Origin of the sequence: Ancylobacter sp. Lp-2 (assembly GCF_020523795.1) — a bacterium.
Lineage (GTDB): Bacteria > Pseudomonadota > Alphaproteobacteria > Rhizobiales > Xanthobacteraceae > Ancylobacter.
In genome coordinates this window covers 93,253-117,960 of record NZ_JAJALI010000003.1, presented here as the reverse complement: position 1 = coordinate 117,960, position 24,708 = coordinate 93,253, and the positions used below count along the sequence as shown (strand labels likewise).

Annotated in this window: 20 protein-coding genes; 15 read left to right on the top strand and 5 right to left on the bottom strand. The window is 69.5% G+C overall.

Annotation, left to right across the window (positions count from 1 at the left end):
• The first annotated feature begins 9 nt into the window (after positions 1-9).
• Positions 10-528 carry a gluconokinase gene (locus tag LGR54_RS08840; RefSeq protein WP_230361605.1) on the top strand — a complete coding sequence of 173 codons (519 nt, stop codon included), beginning with the start codon at positions 10-12 and terminating at the stop codon, positions 526-528.
• A gap of 3 nt (positions 529-531) precedes the next feature.
• Here the strand turns inward: LGR54_RS08840 and LGR54_RS08835 are convergent, their stop codons facing one another.
• Together LGR54_RS08835 and LGR54_RS08830 are read right to left on the bottom strand one after the other, a co-directional pair.
• Positions 532-1,488 carry a LysR substrate-binding domain-containing protein gene (locus LGR54_RS08835; RefSeq protein WP_230361604.1) on the bottom strand — a complete coding sequence of 319 codons (957 nt, stop codon included), beginning with the start codon at positions 1,486-1,488 and terminating at the stop codon, positions 532-534.
• 80 nt (positions 1,489-1,568) lie between these two features.
• Entirely contained in the window at positions 1,569-2,816 is a 1,248-nt protein-coding gene (locus LGR54_RS08830) for an Hsp70 family protein (protein ID WP_230361603.1), read from the bottom strand.
• 449 nt (positions 2,817-3,265) lie between these two features.
• Between LGR54_RS08830 and LGR54_RS08825 the strand changes: the two genes are divergently transcribed.
• Both LGR54_RS08825 and LGR54_RS08820 read left to right on the top strand, forming a co-directional pair.
• Positions 3,266-5,566 (top strand): FdhF/YdeP family oxidoreductase, encoded by a 2,301-nt coding sequence (locus LGR54_RS08825; protein WP_230361602.1) that lies wholly within the window; start codon positions 3,266-3,268, stop codon positions 5,564-5,566.
• Positions 5,563-5,892, top strand: coding sequence for a hypothetical protein (locus LGR54_RS08820; RefSeq protein WP_230361601.1), 330 nt, complete (start codon positions 5,563-5,565; stop codon positions 5,890-5,892). The genes LGR54_RS08825 and LGR54_RS08820 overlap by 4 nt, the downstream gene beginning before the upstream one ends.
• Before the next feature lie 114 nt (positions 5,893-6,006).
• Here LGR54_RS08820 and LGR54_RS08815 read toward each other — a convergent pair whose 3' ends face one another.
• The 3 genes from LGR54_RS08815 to LGR54_RS08805 all read right to left on the bottom strand — a co-directional run bounded on the left by LGR54_RS08815 (position 6,007) and on the right by LGR54_RS08805 (position 9,432).
• Positions 6,007-7,446: a DUF1254 domain-containing protein gene (locus tag LGR54_RS08815; protein WP_230361600.1), complete on the bottom strand. Its 1,440-nt coding sequence runs from the start codon at positions 7,444-7,446 to the stop codon at positions 6,007-6,009.
• A gap of 63 nt (positions 7,447-7,509) precedes the next feature.
• A complete protein-coding gene (locus tag LGR54_RS08810) occupies positions 7,510-8,421 on the bottom strand; it encodes an amidoligase family protein (RefSeq protein WP_230361599.1) in 912 nt (303 codons plus the stop codon).
• A gap of 93 nt (positions 8,422-8,514) precedes the next feature.
• On the bottom strand, positions 8,515-9,432 hold the full coding sequence (locus tag LGR54_RS08805) for a LysR family transcriptional regulator (RefSeq protein WP_230362072.1): 918 nt from the start codon (positions 9,430-9,432) through the stop codon (positions 8,515-8,517).
• A 91-nt stretch (positions 9,433-9,523) separates the two neighbouring features.
• Here LGR54_RS08805 and LGR54_RS08800 point away from each other — a divergent pair, with 91 nt between their 5' ends.
• The 12 genes from LGR54_RS08800 (at position 9,524) to LGR54_RS08745 (ending at position 24,686) form a co-directional block, all read left to right on the top strand.
• Positions 9,524-10,177, top strand: a complete 654-nt coding sequence (locus LGR54_RS08800; RefSeq protein ID WP_230361598.1) for an SDR family NAD(P)-dependent oxidoreductase — start codon at positions 9,524-9,526, stop codon at positions 10,175-10,177.
• A 182-nt stretch (positions 10,178-10,359) separates the two neighbouring features.
• Entirely contained in the window at positions 10,360-11,610 is a 1,251-nt protein-coding gene (locus LGR54_RS08795; RefSeq protein ID WP_230361597.1) for a CaiB/BaiF CoA-transferase family protein, read from the top strand.
• Entirely contained in the window at positions 11,607-12,557 is a 951-nt protein-coding gene (locus LGR54_RS08790) for a hydroxymethylglutaryl-CoA lyase (protein WP_230361596.1), read from the top strand. The genes LGR54_RS08795 and LGR54_RS08790 overlap by 4 nt, the downstream gene beginning before the upstream one ends.
• A gap of 50 nt (positions 12,558-12,607) precedes the next feature.
• On the top strand, positions 12,608-13,456 hold the full coding sequence (locus LGR54_RS08785) for an ABC transporter ATP-binding protein (protein ID WP_370638185.1): 849 nt from the start codon (positions 12,608-12,610) through the stop codon (positions 13,454-13,456).
• Positions 13,453-14,247: an ABC transporter permease gene (locus LGR54_RS08780; protein WP_370638169.1), complete on the top strand. Its 795-nt coding sequence runs from the start codon at positions 13,453-13,455 to the stop codon at positions 14,245-14,247. Before LGR54_RS08785 ends, LGR54_RS08780 begins: the two co-directional genes overlap by 4 nt.
• A gap of 66 nt (positions 14,248-14,313) precedes the next feature.
• Positions 14,314-15,336 (top strand): ABC transporter substrate-binding protein, encoded by a 1,023-nt coding sequence (locus LGR54_RS08775; RefSeq protein WP_370638184.1) that lies wholly within the window; start codon positions 14,314-14,316, stop codon positions 15,334-15,336.
• A gap of 277 nt (positions 15,337-15,613) precedes the next feature.
• A complete protein-coding gene (locus LGR54_RS08770) occupies positions 15,614-16,396 on the top strand; it encodes an alpha/beta fold hydrolase (protein WP_230361594.1) in 783 nt (260 codons plus the stop codon).
• 1,031 nt (positions 16,397-17,427) lie between these two features.
• Complete coding sequence (locus LGR54_RS08765; RefSeq protein ID WP_230361593.1) at positions 17,428-18,765, top strand: LLM class flavin-dependent oxidoreductase; 1,338 nt, start codon at positions 17,428-17,430, stop codon at positions 18,763-18,765.
• A gap of 57 nt (positions 18,766-18,822) precedes the next feature.
• Positions 18,823-19,965 carry an ABC transporter ATP-binding protein gene (locus LGR54_RS08760; RefSeq protein ID WP_230361592.1) on the top strand — a complete coding sequence of 381 codons (1,143 nt, stop codon included), beginning with the start codon at positions 18,823-18,825 and terminating at the stop codon, positions 19,963-19,965.
• On the top strand, positions 19,962-21,695 hold the full coding sequence (locus LGR54_RS08755; protein ID WP_230361591.1) for an iron ABC transporter permease: 1,734 nt from the start codon (positions 19,962-19,964) through the stop codon (positions 21,693-21,695). The genes LGR54_RS08760 and LGR54_RS08755 overlap by 4 nt, the downstream gene beginning before the upstream one ends.
• Before the next feature lie 14 nt (positions 21,696-21,709).
• Entirely contained in the window at positions 21,710-23,272 is a 1,563-nt protein-coding gene (locus LGR54_RS08750) for an FAD-dependent oxidoreductase (protein WP_230361590.1), read from the top strand.
• A 25-nt stretch (positions 23,273-23,297) separates the two neighbouring features.
• The gene (locus LGR54_RS08745; RefSeq protein WP_230361589.1) at positions 23,298-24,686 is read left to right on the top strand and encodes an LLM class flavin-dependent oxidoreductase; all 1,389 of its coding nucleotides are present in this window, start codon (positions 23,298-23,300) and stop codon (positions 24,684-24,686) included.
• Positions 24,687-24,708: the final 22 nt, after the last annotated feature.

Sequence of the window (24,708 nt, the reverse complement as noted above, 5' to 3'; positions counted from 1 at the left end):
GGCAGGTCGATGACGGTACCGGATTTCGTGGTGGTGATGGGCGTGGCGGGCGCCGGCAAGAGCACCGTCGCCCAGCAGCTCGCCAGCGCGCTCGGCGCGGCCTTCATCGAGGCCGACGCCCTGCACCCCCCGGAGAATGTCGCCCGCATGCGGCAGGGCATCGGGCTGACTGACGCCATGCGCTGGCCATGGCTGGAGGCGGTGTGCGCGGCGGCGCGGGCGGAGCCGCGCCGGCCGGTGGTTATCGCCTGCTCGGCGCTGCGGGCCATCTACCGCGACTTCCTGCGCGAGCGGCTCGCCGGCGTGCGGTTCGTGTATCTCCACGGCCCGCGCGAATTGATCGCCGAGCGGCTACGCGCCCGGCCCGGCCATTTCGCCGGCATCACCCTGCTCGACAGCCAGCTGGCGACGCTGGAGGCGCCGGAGCCCGGCGAGGGCGCGGTGGCGGTGTCGCTGACGCTAAGCCCGGAGGCGATGGTCGCCGAGGCGTTGCGCGGCCTTCACGCGGCGGAGCGCGTGCCGGGCTGAGCCTCAGCCGGCCGGCGCCGGCTTGCGGGCGGCGCGACGGGCCAATGCCTCGCTGGCGGCGCGGGCATTGCGGCGGCGGGCCTCCCAGCCGGCGCGCTCGGTGCGCAGCCAGTCGAGGAACAGCCGCACCTTGCGCTGGCGCAGATGCTCGTGCGGGCAGACGATCCACTGCGTCACCAGCCGGATCGGCGGCGGCTCGGCCACCGGGCAGATCAGCCGGCCGGTCTCCAGCTCGCGTTCCATCATCAGCGTGCTTTCCAGCGCGATGCCCATCGCCCCGGCGGCGGCGTCGATCGCCATGTGGCTGCGGTCGAACAGCACCCGCGCCCAGCGCTCCGTCGGCTGCACGCCGGCAAGCGCGAACCAGCGCGGCCATTGCGCCTGCGACTTCACCGAGTGGATCAGCCGAAAGCGCGGCAGCTCGGCGGCGGTGAGGCTGGCGGCCGGCGCGTAGTCCGGCGAGCAGGCGGGCAGGAAGTCCTCCTCCGCCATGCCCTCGACGAACAGGCCGGGCCAGCGGCCGTCGCCATGGCGGATCTCGACATCGACCACCTCGCGCCGGAAGGTGGTCGGCTCGTTGGTGCCGTCGATGCGCACCTCGAGGTCGGGGTGGCGGTCGAGAAACGCCCCGAGCCGCGGCAGCAGCCATTTGTTGGACAGGGTCGGCGTGGCGCGCACCGTCAGCGTCGTCACCGAGCGATAGCCGCGGATCAGGTTCGTCGCCTCGGCGATGCGCTCCACCTCGTCATTGATGGTGGCGAAATAGCGCTCGCCGGCCTCGGTGAGCACGATGCGGCGGCCGACCTTGCTCATCAGCGTCAGGCCGAGCTGGGTTTCCAGCGCCTGCACCTGCTGGCTCACCGCCGAGGGGGTGACGGCGAGTTCCTCCGCCGCCTTGGAGATGCTGCCGAGGCGGGCGACGGTGCGGAACACGAAGATGGCGCGGATCGGCAGCTGCATCTCTCATGCCCGGTTCGCGGAAGGGAACCGGCATCATAGCGGGCGGCGGCGGGGGCCGGCAATCGGCGCCCGCCGCAGCGTCAGCCGTAGCGGCGGCCGGCTTCGATGGCGAGGCCGGTGCCGACCGAGCCGAAGGTGTCGCCCTCGATCACCCGCGCCTTCGGTACGCAGGCACGGATCGCCGCGCGCACATGCGACAGCCGGGTCGAGCCGCCGGTGAGGAACAGCGCGTCGATGGCGTCGGCGGTGAGGCCGGCGGCGGTGAGGCAGGAGCCGACCCGCGCGGCGATGCGCTCGGCGAGCAGGCCGGTATGCTCAACGAGGTCGGCATGGGCGATGCCCACCGACAGGCCTGCCTCGATGGTGGCGAGGTCGAGCACCGTCTCGCCGGCCTCGGCGACGTTGATCTTCGCCGCCTCGACGTCGAGGGCGAGGCCGTGGCCGCGCTCGTCCTCCACCGCCCGCGCCAGCCGCGCGACTAGGCCGGGATGCGCCGCCTCGCGCTCCAGCTCGCGAATCGAGCGGACGGTGCGGCCGTCATACAGCCGGTTGATGGCCGACCAGGTGGCGAGGTCCTGATAGATCCCCACCGGCATGGACAGGCCCTTGCGCTTCAGCGGGCTGCCATGGCCGAGCAGCGGCATCACCATGGACAGCGACAGCTGGCGGTCGAAATCGGTGCCGCCGATCCGCACGCCCTCATTGGCGAGGATGTCGGAGGAGCGGTCGGTATGGTCGGCATGGCCGCGGGCGATGCGCACGATGGAGAAGTCGGAGGTGCCGCCGCCGATGTCGGCGATCAGCGCCAGCTCCTCGCCGGCGACCTGCCGTTCATAGTCGAGCCCGGCGGCGATCGGCTCGAACTGGAAGGAGATGTCGGTAAAGCCGATGCTGCTGGCGATGTCGCCGAGCGCGTCCTGCGCCCGCGCGTCGCCGGACGGGTCGCCGTCGACGAAGTGCACGGGACGGCCCAGCACCACCTTGTCGAGCGTGGCGCCGGCCGCCGCTTCGCCGCGCGCCTTCACCTCGCGGAGAAATTCGCCGATCACCGCCCGGAAGCCGAGCCGCTGGCGGCCGAGCGGCGTGGTCTCGTCGATCAGCGAGGTGCCGAGCACCGATTTCAGCGAGCGCATCAGCCGGCCCTGCTGGCCTTCGACATAGGCCGCCATGGCGGCGCGGCCGACCAGAGTGGCGCCGGTGCGGGGAAAGAAGATCGCGCTGGGCAGCGTGTCCGCATCGCCCTCCAGCGGCGCCAGCCGTGGGCCGGCGGGACCGACGAAGCCGAGCGTGGTGTTCGAGGTGCCGAAATCGAGGCCGCAGGCGGTCATGGACACCTCCTTTGCAAGATGCGGGACGGGGCAAGATGCGGAACGTGAAAGGGGGCGCTTGCTAGAGCACGCGGCGGCCCGGCGCAAGAGCCCCGCCACCTGCGGTGGCAGCCGCGACGTCGCTTGCGCCCTGCGTGCCGTCTTCCGCGAGCCTTCACGGAAGGGATGCCGCAGCGTTGGTGCGGTGCAGCAATGCCGACGCTGTTCTCTGGCATGCCAGCTGTCGATTTGCGGATTGGTCGATTGAAAAAATCAATCAATTTCCTGCGGCGCCTCGCCGCAGGTGCGACAGAGTGCCCGCGACGCCTGTCTGGAATTGTTTCACGTCGAATCTGGAGCACTTTCAGATTCAACCGTTGAAAAATATCGTCTTTTCACCTATCTCTTAGCCAACGGATCTCGGGATCCAGTCGTGGCGCCGTTTCTGGCATTTTGTATAATGATTGAAAATGTCTATTGACCATACGTCACCATCGCTGAAGAAGTCTCACGCGGCCGGCGGTTGGGGCGCCCTTCGCAGCTGCGGCAAGCACCTGCTGGCCAGCGGCTCCTTGCTGACCGGCGCCAAGACCCTGCTCAAGGCCAATCAGCCGGACGGATTCGATTGCCCGGGCTGCGCCTGGGGCGATCCCGAGCACGGCTCGTCCTTCGAATTCTGCGAGAACGGGGTGAAGGCGGTCGCCTGGGAGTCGACCGAGCGTCGCGCCACGCCGGCCTTCTTCGCCGCGCACACGGTGAGCGAGCTGCAGAACTGGTCCGAGTTCAATCTGGAGAACCAGGGCCGCCTCACCGAGCCGATGGTCTATGACCACGCCACCGATCGCTACCGCGCGGTGTCCTGGGAGGAGGCCTTCGCCGGCATCGCCGCCGAATTGAACGCGCTCGCCGCGCCCAGCGAGGCGGAGTTCTACACCTCCGGCCGCGCCTCGAACGAGGCGGCGTTCCTCTACCAGCTCTTCGTGCGGATGTTCGGGACCAACAATTTCCCGGACTGCTCCAACATGTGCCACGAGGCCAGTGGCGTCGGCCTGATGCAGTCGGTCGGCGTCGGCAAGGGCACGGTGCTGCTCGAGGATTTCGAGCACGCCGACGCCATCATCGTCATCGGCCAGAACCCCGGTACCAACCATCCGCGCATGCTCGGCGACCTGCGCCGGGCCGCTATGCGCGGCGCCCGCGTCGCGGTGCTCAACCCGGTGCGCGAGCGCGGGCTGGAGCGCTTCGCCGACCCGCAGGACAAGATCGAGATGTTGCGCGGCGGCGCGACCTCGATCGCCAGCCACTATTTCCAGCCCAAGCTCGGCGGCGACATGGCGGCGATCCGCGGCGTCGCCAAGGTGGTGTTCGCCCGTGACGCCGAGCGGCGCGCCGGCGGCCATCAGAGCCTGCTCGACCTCGAATTCATCGCCCACCACACCACCGGCATCGACGACTGGCGCGCCGAGGTCGAGGCGACGTCCTGGGACGTCATCGAGGACCAGTCCGGCCTCGCCCGCGACGAGATCGAGACCCTCGCCGACGTCTATCTCGGCGCCGAGCGCGTCATCGCCACCTGGGCGATGGGCGTCACCCAGCACCGCCACTCGGTGGCGACGGTGCGCGAGATCGCCAATCTGCTGCTGCTGCGCGGCCATATCGGCCGCGAGGGCGCCGGCCTGTGCCCGGTGCGCGGCCATTCCAACGTGCAGGGCGACCGCACGGTGGGCATCAACGAGAACTCGCCGGAGTGGTTCATCGCCGCGCTGGAGAAGGAGTTCGACCTCGCCCTGCCGCGCGAGCACGGCCACAACGTGCTGCACGCCATCGAGGCGATGGTGGAGGGGCGTTCCAAGGCCTTCATCGGCCTCGGCGGCAATTTCGTGCGGGCGACGCCGGATACCGACATCGTGCGGCAGGCGCTGATGAGCTGCCGGCTCACCGTGCAGATCGCCACCAAGCCGAACCACAGCCATCTGGCGCCGGGCAAGGTCGCCTATCTGCTGCCCTGCCTCGGGCGCACCGAGATCGACCGCAACTCCAAGAAGCGGCCGCAGATCGTGACCGTCGAGGATTCGATGAGCATGGTGCATGGCTCGGGCGGCATCAACCGCCCGGCGGCGCCGACCCTGCGCTCGGAGATCCAGATCATCGCCGGCATCGCCGCCGCCACCATCGGCTCGGACAAGGTCCGCTGGGCGGCGATGGCTGATGATTACGACCTGATCCGCGACCACATCTCCCGCGTGATCCCCGGCTTCGAGGACTACAATGTCCGCGTGCGCAAGCCGCGCGGCTTCCATCTGCGCAACGCCGCCGCCGAGCGCGAGTGGAACACCGAGTCCGGCCGGGCGCAGTTCTCCGCCGCGCCGCTGCCGCGCGAGGTGGAGCACCAGCAGGTGCGCGGGCGCAAGGACACCTTCGTGCTGCAGACCTTCCGCAGCCACGACCAGTACAACACCACGGTCTACGGCCTCGACGACCGCTATCGCGGCGTCTATGGCGAGCGCCGGGTGGTGTTCGCCCATCCCGACGACATCGCCGCGATGGGCGTGGAGCCCAATTCGCGCATCGACGTCATCGGCTCCGACGAGGATGGCCGCTCGCGCATCGCCGAGGATTTCCGCCTCGTCGCCTACGACATCCCGCGCGGCTGCGTCGCCGGCTACTATCCTGAGCTCAACCCGGTCGTGCCGTTCACCAAGGCCGGCGAGGGCAGCGACACGCCGCAGTCGAAGTCGGTGGTGGTGACCTTCCGCGCGAGGGCGGCATGAGCGCGCAGCGCGCCGAGGAGCGCGCCCCCTCCGCGGACGAGGCGTTGCCCGACCTGTTCATGGACGAGGTGAGCGCGCTGGTCGAGGAACAGCCGGAGCTCTCGCCGCTCGATGCCGGCGTGCTGGTGGCGCTGGAGCACGGCGTCGCCCGTGACACCCGCGCCTTCGCCAAGCTGTTCGGCATCGCCCATGCGCTGGTGCTGCGCGCGGCGAGCGAGCTGGAGGACCGCTTCGGCCTCGTCGTCGCCGATCCGCGCCAGGAGCGTTCGCAGCGGCGGCATCTGTCGCTCACCCCGGCGGGGCACCTGCTGCTGGCGCCCCGCTGAGGCGCCACGGCCGACCGATCCACCGCAGCCTCCCGCGAGGCACTCCACATCGTCGGCCTCAGGCGGTGCGCCGCTTTTCGGACATGGCTGGCGCCTGTCGCGCGCCGCTGTTCTTCAGCTCGCTCGTTCCAGCGGCGGCGCCTTCCATTGGCCGTCGAGGGCGGCGGCCATCGGCCAGTAGAGGCGCAAAGCGAGGAGGAACGATCCCTCCGGCGCCGGCAGCCAGTTGTTCTCCTTGTCCGGCCCGGGGGACGCATTCTGGACGTAGAGCGTGATCCCGCCATCCGGGTCGCGTTTGAGATCGGGCAGCATCGGCGAGTTGATCAGGTAGCGGTGGAGCCGGTTGGCGAATAGCAGGCTTTCGGGAAGCTTGTAGAGCGTCAGCGACCAGAAGGCGTGTACCGGCGGCAGGCCGTCCGGGGCGAAGCGCAGCCGGTAGGTCTGCCTGCCATCGAGCGGCTGTCCGCCGGCATCGACGAAATAGGCCGGATACAGCGCCTCCTGCTTCGAATTGCCGTAGATGCCGAGCACCGCGCCGACCATGCGCGCCAGATAATCGCCATTCACATGCTCGCGGGTGCCGAAGCTGTCGGCGCTGGTCTTCTTTCCGGTCTCCATCTGGGTGGTCTTGTAGGTGGCGAAGTCGGCCCAGGCGTCGGCCATGCCGGCCTCGATCGCCTGCCTGATCTCGGGCGAAGGATCGAAACGCAGCCCCGCCCCGACGCCGATCCGGGCGAAGCGTGCCCTCAGCTCGGTCTCGACGGGTGGGGGCGGGCAGAACTGGAGGATGAAGTTGAGCTCGCTGAAAAACGCCGGCGACGTCTTCTGCTCGGCCGGGGACAAGGGCTTTGGAAACGCGACCGCCGCCGCAGGCGCCGGGGCGGGGGTACCGAGAAAGGCCGATAGCGGCTCGACCGTGTAGCCGGCCTGGATCTTCTTGACGTTCTCGATGTCGCCCGGGCCGAACAGCTGGGTGCGGTAGAGAATGAAGGCGAATTCGGTCTCGCAGCGGATCACGGCGGTGATCCCGGCCGGCTTGTCGCCCTTCCAGCCCGGCCCGGCCAGCAGGAAGCGACCCGCCTCGTTGCCGGTCGCCCGGCTGCCGACATAGGCGAAGTTGAACGTGTACTGGTCGATGAACTGGAGCGAATAGTAGCGGTTCGCCTCGACGGCCGGGACGCTCAGCACCAGCGGCTCGGCGCGCAGATCGGCGCCGACATAGGAATAGGGCGTGTCGGAATTCGGCGACTGGATCGCCTTGTCGTCGGGCGTGTAGACCCGTGCATTGTTGAAGATGCGGTTCCAGCCGGTCTTGAACTCGGGGCCGCCCTGGTCGACGAAGTAGGAATACTGGACGCGGTAATTGTCGACGAGCGGGAAGCCGTAGACATAGGCCTCCTTGGCGATCGCGCGGGCCTCCTCCGCGGAGGCGCTCTGCGCCGACGAGGTCTGGGCGGACGAGGTCTGGGCGCGGGCGGGCGCCGCCGGCAACCCCGCGCCGATCCATGTCGCGGCGATGGCGGCCGAGCCGCGCAGAATGTCCCGCCTGTCCATACCCGTCTCGCTTTCTGTCGACGAAGGCCGTGAGTCCGCCGCCGGCGAGGTTACACCCGATCGCTATCCCGCACGATCCGCCGCCGGTGGCCGCTGCCGGGCGATCTCGCCGGCCAGCCGCTCGACGGCGAGCCAGCGCTCCCAGTCGTCGAGGATGCTCCAGCCGGGCTGGCCGACGCGGGCGAGCGGCAGCCGGTAGTGGAACGCCGGGCGCGGCCGCACCTTGCCGGCGAAGCGCGGCAGTGGCTGGTCGCCGGCGCGGTGCAGCAGCAGCGGCAGCAGGTCGAGCGAGCGCTTGCGCGTCGGATTGGCGGCGAGATAGTCGCGGGCGAAGCCGTCGGGATCCGGCCAGTAGTCGGCGGCGAGCACCCGGCGCACATAATCGGCGGGAAAGGGCGGGGGCGCATAAAAGCGGGCGAGCGGCCCCGCCTCGGTAGCCCGGCGCAGTTCCGCCTCCAGCATCAGGAAGGCCTTGAGCGTGGCGACGATCCCCGCCGGGTCGTCATCGGGATGCGCGACGTTGAAATGCAGGCCCAGCCCGTCGACCAGCGTGGCACCGTCGCCCCGCGCGCCGGCTTCCCGCAGCGCCGCCACGGCCGCGTCCACCTCCGGTAGGCGGGCCCGGTCGAGGGGGGCGATGATCAGCTCGCGCGGCACCAGCGGCGCCAGCGCGTGCCCGAGGGCGATGGCGAGCGAGGCGGGCAGGCCGGCCAGCGGGCTGACCGCGCCGCGATAGGGGTGGACGTGGCGGATGTCGAGCTCGACGCGCAGGTCGCCGAGCCGGCTGCCGACGAGGTGGAAGGCCTGCGGGTCCTCCTCGACCATTTGGCCGGCCAGGTGGCGTTGTAGCACCTCGGCGGCGTGGCGCGCGCCGAGGCCGATGAACTCGACCTCCACGCCGATCCGCCGTTCCGCACCGCTGGCAGCTGTCGGACGGGAGGGGGAGGGCGGGGGCGGCAGGGGATCGACCGGCATCGCCCATGCTTGGCCCGCCCGTGCCGTTAGGTCAACCTTACTGGCCGATGTCGCGGCGCACGTCCGCGTGTGCGCTCTCCGGCTGGCAGCCGCTCACCAGCGCCAGCCGGCCTTCAGCGCCTCGGCGATGTCGTCGACGAATAATCGCACCTTGGCCGGCACCAGCCGGCCGGGCGGCATCACCGCGTGCACGCCGGCTTCGATGGTGCCCACCCAGCCCGGCAGGACCTCCACCAGCCGCCCCTCGCCGATAGGCGGGCCGGCGAGCCAGTCCGGGAACAGGCCGATGCCAACGCCCTCGAGAGCGGCGAGCAGCAATATCTCGGAACTGTCGGAGACTAGCGGGCCGGACGGGCGCACCGTCACCCGCTCGCCGTCCCGGGCCAGCGGCCAGTCCGGCCAGGAGGCGAGCGCGGTGAAGCCGAGACAGTCGTGCTCCGCCAGCTCCTCCGGCCGCTGCGGTGCGGCGCGGCGGGCAAGGTAGGCCGGCGCGGCGACCAGCCGGCTGCGATAGGTGGCGATGCGGCGGGCGGTCAGCGAGCTGTCCGGCAGGGTGCCGACTCGGATCGCCACGTCGAAGCCTTCCTCGATCAGGTCGACATAGCGGTCGGTGGTGCGCAGATCGACGCGGATCTGCGGATGGCGCGCCAGGAAGCCGGGGATCAGCGGCGCGATCCACAGGCGGCCGAAGCTCATGGGCAGGGAGACACGCACCAGCCCCTGCGGGGTCGCGGCCCGCTCGCTGGCGTCGCGGCCGGCGCTGTTCAGCTCGTCGAGCACCGCCTGGAGGCGATGGTGGTAGGCGGCGCCGATCTCGGTCAGCGCCACCCGCCGCGTCGTGCGCGACAGCAGGCGGACGCCGAGGCGCCGCTCCAGCTTGCCGACCCGGCGGGAGACGGTGGAGGCGTCGCGCCCGAGGCGCTGCGCCGCCAGCACGAAACTGCCGGTGTCGGCGACGGCGACGAAGGCGAGCAGATCGTCGAAGCCGCCCTGATCGAGAAATTCCTGCATCTGGTGCACGAGTGTAATGATCCTGGGCCAGATTACACAAGACGATGCGAGGATTATCTCGGATGCATTCAACCGTCCAGGAGCATGCATCATGGCAGTCTTCCTCAGCATCGGCAGCGGCCCCGGCATCGGCCTCGCCACCGCCGAACGCTTCGCCCGCGAGGGCTTCCACCTCGTCCTCAGCGCCCGCGACACCGGCAGGGTGACGGCGCTGGCCGCCGAACTCACCGCCAAGGGCCACAAGGTCGAGGTGCGGCCCGTCGACGTGGCGGATCCCGCCGCCGTCGCGGCGTTGGTCGCCGGGGTCGAGCGCGACCTCGGCCCGATCGACGTCCTCCACTACAACGCCGCCGCGATGCGGCAGGCCTCGCTCGCCGACCAGCCGGCGGAGACCTTCAATACCGACCTCGCGGTCACCATCGGCGGCGCGCTGGCGGCGGCGAAGGCGGTGGCACCGGCGATGGCCGCGCGCGGCCGCGGCACCCTGCTGCTGACCGGCGGCGGCTTCGCCCTGGCGCCGCATCCCGACTATCTGACGCTCAGCGTCGGCAAGGCCGGCATCCGCGCCTTGGCGCAGGGGCTGTTCGAGGAGATGAAGGGCAAGGGCATCCACGTCGCCACCGTCACGATCGCCGGCTTCGTCTCCGCCGGCTCGCCGCATGTCGCCAATGTCGCCGAGCATTTCTGGCAGCTGCACGCCCAGCCGGCAGGTAGCTGGACGCTGGAGCGCACCTACACGCCCTGAACCTTCGGCACGGCCTTTCGCCTCTTCGGCCACCGGGGCTCCGCGCGCTTGCCGTCGCGCGGGGCCCCGGACGCGTATCGGCCGCCACGGCGCACCCGGGTGCCTCCGCAACCAAAGACTATTGGACGGCACGCGACTTTCGACCCATAGAGACGCAAAACGTTCGGGAAGGAATGTCGCCCATGGAACGCCCCGCAGAGGGCCCGCTGGCCGGAATCCGCGTCGTCGAGCTCGGCAATCTCATCGCCGCGCCGTTCGCCGCGCGGCTGATGGCGGAGTTCGGTGCCGAGGTGATCAAGGTCGAGGCGCCCGGCGAGGGCGACCCCTTGCGCAAATGGCGCAAGCTGCACGAGGGCACCTCGCTCTGGTGGTACCTTCAGTCGCGCAACAAGAAGTCGGTCGCCGTCAATATGCGCCTGCCGGAGGGCCAGGAGGTGGTGCGCCGCCTCGTGCGCGACGCCGACGTGCTGATCGAGAATTTCCGGCCGGGCACGCTGGAGCGCTGGGGTCTCGGCTGGGAGGCGCTCAAGGCGATCAACCCCAACCTCGTCATGGTGCGCATTTCCGGCTTCGGCCAGGACGGCCCCTATCGCGAGCGCCCCGGCTTCGGCGCTGTGGGCGAGGCGATGGGCGGCATGCGCTTCACCACCGGCGAGCCGGACCGGCCGCCGGCGCGCACCGGCATCTCCATCGGCGACTCGCTCGCCGCCCTGCATGCGGTGATGGGCGCGCTGATGGCGCTGCTCGCCATCAAGTCCGGCCGCGGCGCCGGGCAGGTGGTCGACGTCTCGCTCTATGAGAGCGTGTTCAACATGATGGAGAGCCTGGTCCCCGAATACGACCTGTTCGACTTCGTGCGCGCCCGCTCGGGCGGCTCGCTGCCGGGCATCGCGCCCTCCAATTCCTATCCCACCGCCGAGGGCAGCTATGTCATCGTCGCCGGCAATGGCGACGGCATCTTCAACCGGCTGATGACGGCGATCGGCCGCGCCGACCTCGCCAGCGACCCGCGCCTCGCCTCCAATGACGGCCGGGTGAAGCATGTCGAGGAAATCGACGGCGTCATCGCCGAATGGACCTCCCGCCATTCGCTCGACGAGGTCACCGCCGCGCTCGATGCCGCCGAGGTGCCGAACGGGCGCATTTATTCGGTTGAAGACATCGTAGCCGATCCGCAGTTCCTGTCGCGCGACATGATCCTGCCCTCGACGCTGCCGGACGGCACGCAGGTGAAGATGCCCGGCGTGGTGCCGAAGCTTTCGGAAACGCCAGGGGGCGTGGCGTGGCTCGGGCCGAAGCTCGGCGAGCACACCGCGCCGGTGCTGGCGTCGCTCGGCTATTCCGCTGACGAGATCGAGGCGCTGGTCGCCGGCGGCGTGGTGGCGCGCGACGAGGTGCGGCGCGACGAGGCGGCGGCGGGAGACGCCTCATGAGCCGGGCGGAGTTTCCCGCGCGCGTCTACATCCAGGAAGTGGTGACGCGCGACGGCCTGCAGATCGAGCCGCGCTTCCTGCCCACCGCGGACAAGATCGCGCTGATCGACGCGCTGTCCGACACCGGCGTCGCCAAGATCGAGGTGACGTCCTTCGTCTCGCCCAAGGCGGTGCCCAACCTCGCCGATGCCGTCGACGTCGCGCGCGGCATCCGTCGCAACCCGGCGGTGACCTATGTGGCGCTGGTGCCCAATCTGCGCGGCGCCGAGGCGGCGCTGGACGCCGGGATGGACGAGCTCAACCTCGTCATGTCGGCGAGCGAGACCCACAACCTCGCCAATATGCGCATGACGCCGGAGCAGTCGCTGGACGGCTTCCGCGCCATTGTGGGCGTTGCCGCCGGCAGCCCGGCGCGGCTGAACGGCTCCATCGCCACCGCCTTCGGCTGTCCCTTCGAGGGCGCGCAGCCGGAGGAGAAGGTGCTGGCGCTGGCCGAGAGCTATCTCGCGCTCGGCCTCCATTCGGTGACGCTGGCCGATACCACCGGCATGGCCAATCCGCGCCAGGTGGCCCGCCTCGTCGCGGCGTTCCGCGCCCGGTTCGGCGACGTGCCGCTGACGCTGCATTTCCACAATACGCGCGGCATGGGCCTCGCCAATGCGCTCGCCGCGCTGGAGGCGGGGGCGGAGCGCTTCGACGCCTCGCTGGGCGGCCTCGGCGGCTGTCCCTTCGCGCCCGGCGCCACCGGCAACGTCGTGACCGAGGACCTCGTCCACATGCTGGAGGAAATGGGCGTGCCGACCGGCGTCGACCTCGCCCGCCTGCTTGATCTGGCACGTGGTCTGCCCGCGCTCATCGGCCACGACATTCCCGGCCAGGTGGCCAAGGCCGGCCGCAGCGGCGACCTGCATGCCGCGCCGGTCGGCCTGCGCCGCGCCGCCGTCTGAGAGGAGACAGCCCAGCCATGGGAGGACAGGAAAGCATGGAGGGACAGAACATGCAGACCGCCATGCTGCGGCCGCCCGCAGGGGGCGCGCCCGGCGTCGACGCCCCGCCGGCGGTGGCGCTGGACGACATCGCCATCAGTTTCGCCATACCTGGCCGTCCGCTGTTCAAGGCGGTGGCGCCGACCTCGCTGCATGTGCGCGAGGGCGAGTTCGTCTCGATCGTCGGGCCCACCGGCTGTGGCAAGTCCACCTTGCTCAACGCCACCGCCGGGCTGCTGCGCCCGGCCGGCGGCCGGGTGTCGATCTTCGGCGCGCCGCTCGCCGGCCTCAACGCCCAGGCCGGCTATCTCTTCCAGCAGGACGCGCTGATGCCCTGGAAGACCGCGCTCGACAATGTCGCCATCGCGCTGGAGATCGGCGGCACCCGTCGCGCCGACGCGCTGGCGCAGGCGCAGGACTGGCTGAAGAAGGTCGGCCTCGCCCGCTTCGGCGACCGCTACCCGCACCAGCTGTCGGGCGGGCAGAGGAAGCGCGTCGGCCTCGCCCAGGTGCTGGTGCGCGGCCCGAAGATCCTGTTGATGGACGAGCCGTTCGGCCCGCTCGACGCCCAGACGCGGCAGATCATGGGCACGCTGCTCCTGAACCTGTGGGCGCAGGACCGCAAGGCGGTGCTGTTCGTCACCCACGACCTCGAGGAGGCCATCGCGCTGTCCGACCGCGTCGTCATCATGTCGGCCGGGCCGGAGGCGCGGATCATCGGCGATTTCCCGATCGACCTCGCCCGCCCGCGCGACACCGCCGACATCCGCCTCGACCCGCGCTTCCATGAGCTGTACCGCCAGATCTGGAACCAGCTGAAGGCGGAAGTCGTGAAGACCTATGGGGAGGACACGCCGTGAAGATCCATCCCGGCAAGCTGCTGCTGCTGCAAATACTGGTCGCCGTGGTGGCCATCGGCTTCTGGCAGTTCGGTGCCACGGTTCCCGTCGGCGGCACCTATCTGCTGCCGGAGTTCTTCTTCTCGACCCCGCTCGACGTGATGAAGCGGGTGGTGCAGCTGTTCGTCTCCGGCACCATCTGGAAGCATCTGTGGATCACGCTGACCGAGACGGTGCTGGCCTTCGTCATCGGCTCGGCGGGCGGCGTCGCCATCGGCTTCTGGTTCGCGCGCAAGCCGATCCTGGCGGCGGTGTTCGATCCCTATGTGAAGATGGTCAACGCGCTGCCGCGCGTGGTGCTGGCGCCGATCTTCATGCTGTGGCTCGGCCTCGGCATCTGGTCGAAGGTGGCGCTCGGCGTCTCGCTGGTGTTCTTCATCGTGTTCTTCAACGTCTATCAGGGCGTGAAGGAGGTGAGCCCGGTGGTGCTGGCCAATGCCCGCATGATGGGGATGAGCGAGCACCAGCTGTTCCGCAACGTCTACTGGCCCTCGGCGCTGTCCTGGATGTTCTCCTCGCTGCACACCTCGGTCGGCTTCGCGCTGGTCGGCGCGGTGGTGGGCGAATATCTCGGCGCCTCCGCCGGCCTCGGCTATCTCATCCATCAGGCCGAGGGCGTGTTCGACGTCACCGGCGTGTTCGCCGGCATGTTCATCCTCGCCGCCTTCGTGCTGATCATCGACTGGGGCGTCACCCGGATCGAGAACCGGCTGCTGGTCTGGCGGCCGCAGCCGGCGGGCGAACAGGCCTGATAATCATCGCCTGACCGTCATCGCCCGAACGCCATTCAACGACAAAAGGAGGAAACCCCAATGAAGATGCGTACCCTGCGGATTGGTACCCTGCTCGTGGCCGCGAGCCTGCTGTTTCCCGCGCTCGGCGCGGCGCAGGCGGCCGAGATCGAGAAGCCCAACCTCACCCTCGGCGTCGGCGGCAAGCCGCTGCTCTATTATCTGCCGCTGACGCTGGCGGAGAAGCTCGGCTACTTCAAGGATGCGGGGCTGAATGTCGAGATCAACGATTTCGGCGGCGGCGCCAAGTCGCTGCAGGCGCTGATCGGCGGCTCGGTGGACGCCGTCACCGGCGCCTATGAGCACACCATCCGCATGCAGACGAAGAAGCAGGACATCCGTGCCGTCATCGATCTCGGCCGCTATCCCGGCATCGTCATCGCCGTGCGCAAGGCCGAGGCCGACAAGATCAAGACCGTCGCCGACCTCAAGGGCAAGAACATCGGCGTCACCGCGCCGGGCTCCTCCACCCACATCATGGTGCAGTACCTGTTGACCAAGGCCGGGCTGAAGCAGGACGACGCCTCGTTCATCGGCGTCGGCGGCGGCGCCTCGGCGGTGGCGGCGATGCAGAAGGGCGAGATCGACGCCATCTCGCATCTCGATCCGGTGATCTCCAAGCTCGAGGATCTCGGCCTGATCAACGTGCTGGTCGACACCCGCACCACCGAGGGCACCGAGAAGGTGTTCGGCGGCCAGAATCCCGCCGCCGTGCTCTACTTCAAGGAGAGCTTCATCAAGGAGAACCCGAACACCGTTCAGGCGCTCACCAACGTCTTCTACAAGACGCTGAAGTGGCTGGAGAAGGCGACGCCGGAACAGATCGCCGCCAACGTGCCGGAAGAATACTGGCTGGGCGACAAGAACCTCTACATGAAGGCGGTGGAGGCGTCGCGGCAGTCCTATTCGACCGACGGCAACATCGACGAGGCCAGCATGAAGAGCGCGCTGAGCCTGATCACCACCACCGATCCCTCGATCGACCCGGCGTCCATCGACCTTTCCAAGACCTTCGACGGCTCCTTCCTCGCCAAGGCCAAGGGGCAGTAGCTGGACTGCCCGCGCCGTCGGCGAGGCCGGGCGGCGCGGGCCTGAGCCGCGTGGGCCGGGGCGGCGCGGCCCTTGGCCCGCGGGGATCGGCCGGGCCGGTTGCCCGTCGCGGCGCCGGTCCGGCATGCTCCGTGCCTGTCGGCGAGACCGCCGGGCGAGCGCGTCGGGCGGGACCATGGGGATGTGTCGTCGGGACACGCCGTCGCGGCCCGTCATCGGGGCGGAACGGCCGGGCGGACGGCGGGCAGGGGGGGCGTGCGGCATGTGGCGGATCGAGATGGACAGAGGCGCGCTGGCCTATCGGGAGGCCGAGGGCGGCGATCCTCCCATCCTGCTGGTGCATGGCTGGTGCTGCGATCACACCTTCCTGGCGCCGCAGCTCGCGCATTTCGCCGGCCTGGGGCACCGGGTCCTGAGCGTTGACCTGCGTGGTCACGGCGCCAGCGACAAGCCGGAGAGCGGCTACGCCATTGCCGATTTCGCCGACGACCTCGCCGAGCTGTGCGACCGCATGCAGGTCGCGCCCTGCGTCGTCATCGGCCATTCCATGGGCGGCATCGTCGCCTACGACCTTGCCGTCCGCTACCCGCAGCGCGTCGCGGCCTGCGTCATGATCGACGCCTCCGTCACCTCGACGCCGGCACGCCGGGCCGCCTTCGATGGCGTGCTCGCCGCGCTCGACGGGTCCGACCCGGTTGGCGCTATGCGCGGAATCGTCGAGACGGCGCTGCTCATTCCCACGGACGATCCGGCGCGGCGCGCCTCGATCCTGGAGCGCATGGGCGCCACCCCGCCGCATGTGATGCGCGCCGCCTATGCCGGGCTGCGGGATTTCGACCCGGAGGAGGGCGGCCGGCGGCTGACGAAGCCGGCGCTCTACATCGCCGCCGACGAGCCGGTGGCGCGGACTGATATCTCCGGCCTAGTCGCGCTGGTGCCGCATCTCATGCTCGGCCGCACGGTGGGGTCCGGCCATTTCTGCCAGCTGGAAGTGCCGGTGCAGGTGAACGCCATGATCGACCGCTTCCTGGCGGTGACGGCGATCCAGGCCGCGCCCTGACGCGGCATGGAGGCGGCGTGCGGTGAGCGCGTTGCCGGGAGGTGGTCCCGCCGGGCGGCGAGGCCATGCATCTGCGGCGTATGAACGGAAGCGGCGCTCGATCGGTTCCTCCGGCGGTACGGCCGGTCGCTGAAGGCGAAGATCCGCGTGCGGACGATGTCTGGCGGGACGGTGGCGGCCTCATGGTGGGCCGCTCCGGCCCGGATGGCACCGGCGTCATATCCGACCGCGAGGACAAGATTCGAGGGCGCAGGCTGCGCGGCTCGCGCCTCACGGGCTTGCCGCGTCCCGTTCGGCGGCGAGCATGGGCCGGGTAAGGCGAGGGGGCGGCCGACTCATCACTCGGCGGTCATTCGCCTGTGTCCGCCCGGCAGCGATCCGCCGGTGGCGGGATCACGGTCGTCCTTCCCCCAGCGCTCCAGTCGCACCCGCCGCGACCTGTCCTCCGGTACCGAGACGTTGAAACGCCGCGCGCCCTCCGCTTACGAAACCCCAAATCCTCCCACGTGAAGCCGGGCGGCCGTCATGATCGCTTGCGGCGTGGAGGGAAGGCCGGGCGAGACGGCCGGATGCCCGCTCCGAGGGCGGGCGAGAGCTCCGCCGCCCTCGGCAGCACGACCGTCAACCGTGGCCTGGGCATGCAGTGCCTCGGGCGCGGTGAAGGGCGGCTGCCGCTGTGCGGGGCTGATGACGCGATCGCGACAGGGAAGGGGCTTCGACTCCCTAGGGGCGCGCCAGGCGGAGGCGCCGTGGGCCGCTGTCGATACGCCCGAGAAAACCCATCGCGCGGAGGCCGTCACTATAGACAAATCTTCCGTCGCCGAGGGTCATTTTGCCATTCTGACGGAAGCCGTCGCGGATAATATATATTTTCCATAGACAAAAATTCTTTGCGGCTTATGTTGGCTCCGACAACGCGGGGGCGACCCCGCCACCCTTGCCACCCGAAACCTGGGAGCCCCTTCGACGCCTTGGCCGCCATCCGTTTGGGAAGGCGCTGGGCCGCTGCGAAGGTGTCTCGAACGTGCACGATGACCAGCAATTCCCGCATCCATCTCAACGTCTTCGTGCCCACCACCGGGCATCACGAGGCATCCTGGCTGCATCCGGACACCCAGCCCGAGCGCCTGACCGATATCGGCTATTATCGCGAGACCGCCGCCATCGCCGAGCGTGGCACGTTTGACTCGCTGTTCCTCGCCGACCAACTCGCCCTCGGCCGCAGCGTGAAGCATGTCGCGCAGGGCAAACTGGAGCCGCTGACCCTGCTCTCCGCGCTGGCTGGCGCCACCGAGCGGATCGGGCTCATCGCCACCGCCTCCACCACCTATTCCGAGCCCTACAACCTCGCCCGCCAGTTCGCCTCGCTGGACCACATCAGCGGCGGGCGGGCCGGCTGGAACATCGTCACCTCCTGGTCGGCGGAGGCGGCGGGCAATTTCGGCCTTTCCCAGCGCAACTCGCATTCCGACCGCTACCGCCGCGCCACCGAATATGTCGAGGTGGTCCGCAAGCTGTGGGACAGCTGGGAGGACGACGCCCGGCTGCATGACCGCTCGTCCGGCCTCTATGCCGATGTCGGCCGCATCCACGCCATCGATCACGAGGGCGAGGAGTTCCGGGTGCGCGGCCCGCTCGATCTGCCGCGCCCGCCGCAGGGGCATCCGGTGCTGGTGCAGGCCGGTTCCTCCGACGAGGGGCGCGGCTTCGCCGCCCGCTATGCCGAGGCGATCTTCACCGCCCAGCAGCATCTCTCCGACGCCCAGGCCTTCTATGCCGACGTCAAGCGCCGCGCCGTCGGTTTCGGCCGTGACCCGGGCGGCATCAAGATCCTGCCCGGCCTCTCCCCTATCCTCGGCTCCACCGAGGCGGAGGCGCGGGCCCGCGAGGAGGAGCTCAACGACCTCACCATTCCGGCGGTCGGCCTGAAGCATCTCTCGCAGCGCTTCGACGGATTCGACTTCACCGGCTTCCCGCTCGACGAGCCGATCCCGGCTGAGGCCTTCCCCCGCCCGGCGACGGTGCAGGGGGCGCAGAGCCGCTCGCAGGTGATCCTCGACATCGTCGACCGCGAGCGCCCGACCCTGCGTGGGCTGCTGCGCCGGCTCGCCGGCGGGCGCGGCCACAAGGTTCTGGCCGGCACCCCGGCCGCCATCGCCGACCACATCCAGCTGTGGGTCGAGCAGGGCGCAGCCGATGGCTTCAACATCATGCCCGCCACCGTGCCGGCCGGGCTCGCCGATTTCGTCGACGAGGTGGTGCCGATCCTGCGCAAGCGCGGCCTGTTCCGCACCGATTATGCCGGCCGGACGCTGCGCGACCATTACGGGCTGGTTCGCCCGGCCAGCCGCTACGCCCGATCGGCCTGATCGGACGGGTTTCGTCCCAATCCTACACCTCACTGCACTGACCGACCGGAGCCTGACGTGAGCCTGCCGTCCCCCACCCCCCGCTTCACCCCGCCGCCGCAGGTCGCCGACCGGCCCCGGCTGGAGCTGCGCAATCTGCGCAAGCGGCTCGGCGACACCGCCGCCGTCAACGGCATCGATCTCTCGGTCGCGCCGGGAGAAAGCGTGGTTCTTCTAGGGCCTAGCGGTTGCGGCAAGACCACGACCCTGCGCATGGTCGCCGGTTTCCTGCAGCCGGATGGCGGCGAGATCCATCTCGACGGCGTGGTCGCTTCCACCTCGGCCTTCGCCCTGCCGCCGGAGAAGCGCCAGCTCGGCATGGTCTTCCAGTCCTATGCCGTGTGGCCACACAGGACCGTCGCCGAGAATGTCGGCTATGGCCTTGAAGTTGCTGGTAAAAAGAAGACGGAGATCGAGGCCGGCGTCGCCGAGGTTCTCGACCTCGTGCAGCTGTCCGCGCTGGCGAAGCGCTACCCGGCGGAGCTGTCCGGCGGCCAGCAGCAGCGCGTCGCGCTCGCCCGCGCGCTGGCGACCAAGCCGTCGCTGCTGCTGCTCGACGAGCCGCTGTCCAATCTCGACGCCTCGCTGCGCGAGGAGATGCGCTTCGAGCTGCGCGCCCTCCAGAAAAGCATCGGCCTGACAACGCTTTACGTCACCCATGACCAGGACGAGGCGCTGGTTCTCGCGGATCGCATCGTGGTGATGAACAAGGGCCGCATCGAGCAGGTGGGCACGCCGGAAGAGGTCTACCGCACCCCGGCGAGCCGCTTCGTCGGCAGCTTCGTCGGCATCGCCAACCTGTTGGAGGGCGAGGTCGACGCCGTCGACCGGGCCGCCGGCAAGGTCCGCATCGCCCTCGACGCCGGCGACCGGCTGTGGAGCCGCGCCCCCGCCCGCTGGCTCGCCGACGCGGCGCCCGGCAGCCGGGCCACCGTGCTGCTGCGGCCGGAGGATTTCCGGCTCGAACAGCCGCAAGTGCCTGATCAGGAAACCGGAATCGACGTTTCCTTCCTGTCGGAATCCTTCCTCGGCAGCCATTACGAGCTGAAGCTGCAGGCCGGCACCACGCCGCTGCGCGTGCAGTCGCGCCGCCGTGGCAGCTTCGTCGACGGGCGCACGCGGCTCTGGGCGCGGCCGGGCAGCGCATGGGTGGTGGCATGAGCGAGATCACTGCCTCCCATCATCTCGCCGAGGGCACCCGCGCGACCACCCCGCTGCTGCGCCGGCTGTCGTCGCTTCAGCCGGTCCGCTTCCTGATCATCGGCGGCTCCATCGCTATCCTGTTGGCGTTGATCGCTTATCCGCTGGCGCTGCTCGCCGGCTACAGTTTCATCGATGCCCATGGCAACCTGACCTTCGACACCTTCCAAAAGGCCTTCGCCCGTCGTGGCATGTGGCAGGCGACGCTTAATTCCGGCTGGTTGGTGCTGTTCGTCACAGTCGGCGCCTGCGCACTCGGCGTGCCGCTCGCCTGGATCGTCACCCGCACCGATGCGCCCGGCAAGGCGCTGATAACCCTCTCGGCCGGCATCTCCTTCGTGATCCCGACCTTCATCTCGGTGATCTCCTGGATCTTCCTCGCGGCGCCAAACTCGGGATATCTCAACAGGTTCGCCGTCGAATACCTCGGTTTCAGCGCCGCGCCGCTCAACATCATGAGCTTCGGCGGCCTCGTCTTCATCGAGATCGTCGGCGTCTATCCGCTGGTGTTCTTCGCCGTCAGCGCGGCCTTGAACAACATCGACGCCAGCCATGAGCAGGCCGCGCGCGTGCTCGGCGCCGGCCGGCTGCGCACCACGCTGACGGTGACGCTGCCGCTGGTGCGCCCGGCCATCCTGTCGGCGGTGATCCTGGTGATGCTCGACGCGCTGTCCTCCTTCGGCGCGCCGGCGGCCATCGGCACCATGGCGAATTTCTCGGTCATCACCACCAAGATCTACGACCTGTTGAAGTTTCCGCCGCAGTTCAACTATGCCGCGGCCGTGGCGATGCCGATCCTGATCGTCACTGCCATCAGCCTGCTGATCCAGAAATACGCCATCCGCACCGAGAATTTCCGTACTCTCACCGGCAAGGCGACGCCGGAGCAGATCACCCGGCTCGGCCGTTGGCGCTGGCTGGCCGGCGGTTTCTGCCTCGTCGTCGCCTTCGGCACCGCCATCCTGCCGGTCGGCGCGCTGGTGCTGCTGTCGCTGCTGTCCTCCTTCGGCGCGCCGATCAGCATCGGCAACCTCGTCACCAAGCATTACGGGCTGATCTTCGACGAGGACTTCGTCGCCCGCGCCTCGATCATCCATTCGATGCTGCTGGCGCTCGCCACCGCCACCGTCTGCGCCACGCTCGGCCTGGTGCTCGGCTGGGTGGTGGAGCGCTTCCGCTTCTTCGGCCGCGAGCTGATCAGCTTCCTGGTGATGATCGCCTATGGCTTCCCGTCCATCGCCTACGCGGTGGGAATCCTGATGGGCTATGTCGACCTGTTCTACGGCACGCTGACGCTGATCCTCATCGCCTATGCCGGCAAGCTGCTGCCCATCGCCTTCGTGCTGGTGCGCAACGGCATCCAGCAGCTCTCCACCGATCTCGAGGAGGCGGCCCGCATCTCCGGCGCCGGCTGGCTGCGTTCGATCAAGGACGTGACCTTCCCGCTGGTACGCGGCGCTGTCGGCATCGCCTGGGTGCTGGTGTTCTCGCTCAGCCTGCGCGAGCTCTCCATGTCGGCGATCCTCGCCCAGTCGGACACCCAGGTGATGCCGACCGTGGTGCTGCAATTCATCGAGGACGGCGCCGTAGAGCTCGCCGCCGCGCTCGCTGTGATCATCGTCGCGGTCAGCCTGTCCATGCTCGGCCTCATCCGCCTGTTCACCCGCAAGAAGACCGCTGCCGTCAGCTAAGCGAAGCCACCGCCATGACCCTGCATGCCCCCCTCTCCGAACGTTTCGACGAAACGGTCGACGTCCTCGTCGTCGGCTTCGGCTTTGCCGGCGGCGCCTCCGCCATTGCCGCGCACGACGCCGGCGCCCGCGTGCTGCTGATCGAGAAGCAGCTCGATCCGGGCGGCATCTCGATCTGCGCCGGCGGCGGCATCCGCACCGTCGTCGAGCCGGAAGGCGCGCGCACCTATCTACGCCAGGCGGCTGGTCCGGATGTGCCGGCAGACGTGCTCGACACCGTCGCCGCCGGCATGGCCGAGCTGGAGCCCTATTTTCGCGACCTTGCCAAGGTGAACGGCGCGCAGATCGAGGTACACCGGCGCATCGCCAACTATCCGTTCCCCGGCTACGACGCCTTCGGTACCGTCGAGGTGCTGTCGATCCCCGGCTTCGATGCGCGTACCGAATACCCGCATGTGCGCGGCCGCCTGCGCGGGCCGAACGTGTTCAAGCTGGTGCATGACAATGTCCGCGCCCGCGGCATCGAGGTGCGGCTGAATACGGCGGCGGAAAAGCTGATCCTCGGGCCGGATGGCGGCGTGCTCGGCGCCGAGATCCGCTCGGACGGCAAGGTGACGCGCATTGCCGCCCGGCGCGGCGTCATCCTCGCCTCCGGCGGCTTCGAGGCCGCGCCCGACATCCAGCGCAAATACTGGCAGATCCGCCCGGTGCTGCCGGTCGCCACGCGCGGCAATACCGGCGACGGACTGCGCATGGCACAGGCAGCCGGCGCCGACCTCTGGCACATGTGGCACTTCCACGGGTCCTACGGCTTCCGCCATCCGGACCCGGCCTACCCCTACGGCCTGCGGGTGAAGAAGGTGCCGGACTGGACGCCGCAGCTGCAGGAGCCGGATGTACGCCTGTCGTGGATCGTGCTCGACCGCGAGGGCCGGCGCTTCATGAACGAGTACCAGCCCTATCTGCAGGACACCGGCCACCGCCCGCTCGACCAGTACGACGCCCAAACGCAGCGCTTCCCGCGCATCCCGGCTTTCCTCGTCGTCGACGAGGAGGGGCGCAAGCTCTACCCGCTCGGCCAGACCGTGCTGAACGACCGCACGGTCGAGCCCTATGAGTGGAGCGGCGACAATCTGAAGGAAGTCGGCAACGGCATCCTCAAGCGCGCCGACAGCGTCGAGGAACTCGCCGCGCTCATCGGCGCCGATCCCGCCGTGGTGGCTTCGAGCCTCGATCGCTGGAATGCCTCGGTGGAGGCCGGCCACGATGGCGACCACAGCCGCCCCGACGGTTCGCTCTTCCCGGTGAAGACGGCGCCCTTCTATGTCGGCGAGCTCTGGCCAGTGGTCAGCAACACGCAGGGCGGCCCGGCACACGATGCCCGCCAGCGCGTGGTGAACGCCCATGGCGCGCCGATCCCGCGCCTCTACGAAGCCGGTGAGATCGGCTCGATCTGGGGCTTTCTCTATCTCGGCGCCGGCAACCTCGCCGAGTGTTTCGTCACCGGCCAGATCGCCGGCCGCGAGGCTGCGAGCGAACGCCCCTGGGCCTCGTCGCCCGAGTTGACCGTCGCCTAGCCAGACGCTTCCCAAGGATAAGCCTATGACGACCCGCAAGCAGATGGCGCTCGGCGCCTTCCTCTATCCCACCGGCCACCACGCCGCTGCCTGGCGCCACCCGCAGGCGCAGGCCGATGCCGGCATCAACTTCAAACACTATGCGCAGATCGCGCAGCAGGCCGAGGCCGCGAAGTTCGACCTCCTGTTCCTCGCCGACAGCGCCGGCGCGCGCGGCGAGGACTGGGGGGCGCTCGCCCGCTTCTCCACCCATTATGTCGCGCAGTTCGAGCCGCTGACCCTGCTCGGGGCGCTGGCGGCGGTGACCGAGCGCATCGGTCTCGTCGCCACCGCCTCCACCACCTACAACGAACCCTATGTGCTGGCGCGCAAATTCGCCTCCATCGACCACATCAGCGGCGGGCGCGCCGGCTGGAACCTCGTCACCTCCGGCAATGAGGGTGAGGCCTATAATTTCGGCCGCGACACGCATCCCCCGCATGACGAGCGCTACCGCCGCGCGACGGAATTCCTCGCCGTCGCCGAAGGGCTGTGGGACTCGTGGGAGGACGACGCCTTCACCCGCGATAAAGAGAGCGGCGTGTTCTTCGATCCGGAGAAGGTCTACAGCCTCGACCATCGCGGTGAGTTCTTCGCCGTGCGTGGTCCACTCAACATTCCGCGTGCGCCGCAGGGCTGGCCGGTACTGGTGCAGGCCGGCTCGTCGGAGGCCGGCAAGGAGCTTGCCGGCGCCTCGGCCGAGGTGGTGTTCACCGCGCAGCAGACGCTGAAGGACGCGCAGGCCTTCTACCGCGACGTGAAGGCGCGGGCCGTGGCGCATGGCCGCTCGCCGGACGACGTGAAGATCCTGCCAGGCATCTTCCCGGTGGTGGGCCGCACCGAGGTGGAGGCGAAGGCGAAGTTCGACGAGTTGCAGAGCCTCATCCATCCGGATGTTGCCCTGTCGATCCTCGAGCACCGGCTCGGCATCCCGCTGCGGCATCTGCCGCTCGACGGGCCGCTGCCCAAGGACATCCCGCTCACCAACGCGGCCCGCAGCCGACAGACGCTGCTGCTGGAGCTCGCCGAGCGCGAGGGCCTGTCGATCCTTCAGCTGGGCCTCAGGGTCGCCGGCGCGCGCGGCCATTGGCAGGTGGTGGGCACGCCCGAGCAGATCGCCGACGTCATGGAGGAGCGCTTCCTCAACGAGGGCGCCGACGGCTTCAACGTCATGCCGCCCTACCTCCCCGGCGGGCTGACCGATTTCATCGAGCTGGTCATCCCGGAATTGCGCCGGCGTGGCCTGTTCCGCACCGACTATGAGGGCCGCACCCTGCGCGAGCATCTCGGCCTGAAGCGCCCCGGGCGCCACCACAAGCACAACAAGGCGATCGAGGGCGCGGGTCATCCCGCCGCCTCGCCGGCCGCCGCCTGACAGACATCACCGTTTCGGAGAC

Excerpts from the sequence above, each read along its gene's own strand:
- LGR54_RS08840 (WP_230361605.1), top strand. The coding sequence starts at position 10 with ATGACGGTACCGGATTTCGTGGTGGTGATGGGCGTGGCGGGCGCCGGC.
- LGR54_RS08835 (WP_230361604.1), bottom strand. The coding sequence starts at position 1,488 with ATGCAGCTGCCGATCCGCGCCATCTTCGTGTTCCGCACCGTCGCCCGC.
- LGR54_RS08830 (WP_230361603.1), bottom strand. The coding sequence starts at position 2,816 with ATGACCGCCTGCGGCCTCGATTTCGGCACCTCGAACACCACGCTCGGC.
- LGR54_RS08825 (WP_230361602.1), top strand. The coding sequence starts at position 3,266 with ATGTCTATTGACCATACGTCACCATCGCTGAAGAAGTCTCACGCGGCC.
- LGR54_RS08820 (WP_230361601.1), top strand. The coding sequence starts at position 5,563 with ATGAGCGCGCAGCGCGCCGAGGAGCGCGCCCCCTCCGCGGACGAGGCG.
- LGR54_RS08815 (WP_230361600.1), bottom strand. The coding sequence starts at position 7,446 with ATGGACAGGCGGGACATTCTGCGCGGCTCGGCCGCCATCGCCGCGACA.
- LGR54_RS08810 (WP_230361599.1), bottom strand. The coding sequence starts at position 8,421 with ATGCCGGTCGATCCCCTGCCGCCCCCGCCCTCCCCCTCCCGTCCGACA.
- LGR54_RS08805 (WP_230362072.1), bottom strand. The coding sequence starts at position 9,432 with ATGCAGGAATTTCTCGATCAGGGCGGCTTCGACGATCTGCTCGCCTTC.
- LGR54_RS08800 (WP_230361598.1), top strand. The coding sequence starts at position 9,524 with ATGGCAGTCTTCCTCAGCATCGGCAGCGGCCCCGGCATCGGCCTCGCC.
- LGR54_RS08795 (WP_230361597.1), top strand. The coding sequence starts at position 10,360 with ATGGAACGCCCCGCAGAGGGCCCGCTGGCCGGAATCCGCGTCGTCGAG.
- LGR54_RS08790 (WP_230361596.1), top strand. The coding sequence starts at position 11,607 with ATGAGCCGGGCGGAGTTTCCCGCGCGCGTCTACATCCAGGAAGTGGTG.
- LGR54_RS08785 (WP_370638185.1), top strand. The coding sequence starts at position 12,608 with ATGCAGACCGCCATGCTGCGGCCGCCCGCAGGGGGCGCGCCCGGCGTC.
- LGR54_RS08775 (WP_370638184.1), top strand. The coding sequence starts at position 14,314 with ATGCGTACCCTGCGGATTGGTACCCTGCTCGTGGCCGCGAGCCTGCTG.
- LGR54_RS08770 (WP_230361594.1), top strand. The coding sequence starts at position 15,614 with ATGGACAGAGGCGCGCTGGCCTATCGGGAGGCCGAGGGCGGCGATCCT.
- LGR54_RS08765 (WP_230361593.1), top strand. The coding sequence starts at position 17,428 with ATGACCAGCAATTCCCGCATCCATCTCAACGTCTTCGTGCCCACCACC.
- LGR54_RS08755 (WP_230361591.1), top strand. The coding sequence starts at position 19,962 with ATGAGCGAGATCACTGCCTCCCATCATCTCGCCGAGGGCACCCGCGCG.
- LGR54_RS08750 (WP_230361590.1), top strand. The coding sequence starts at position 21,710 with ATGACCCTGCATGCCCCCCTCTCCGAACGTTTCGACGAAACGGTCGAC.
- LGR54_RS08745 (WP_230361589.1), top strand. The coding sequence starts at position 23,298 with ATGACGACCCGCAAGCAGATGGCGCTCGGCGCCTTCCTCTATCCCACC.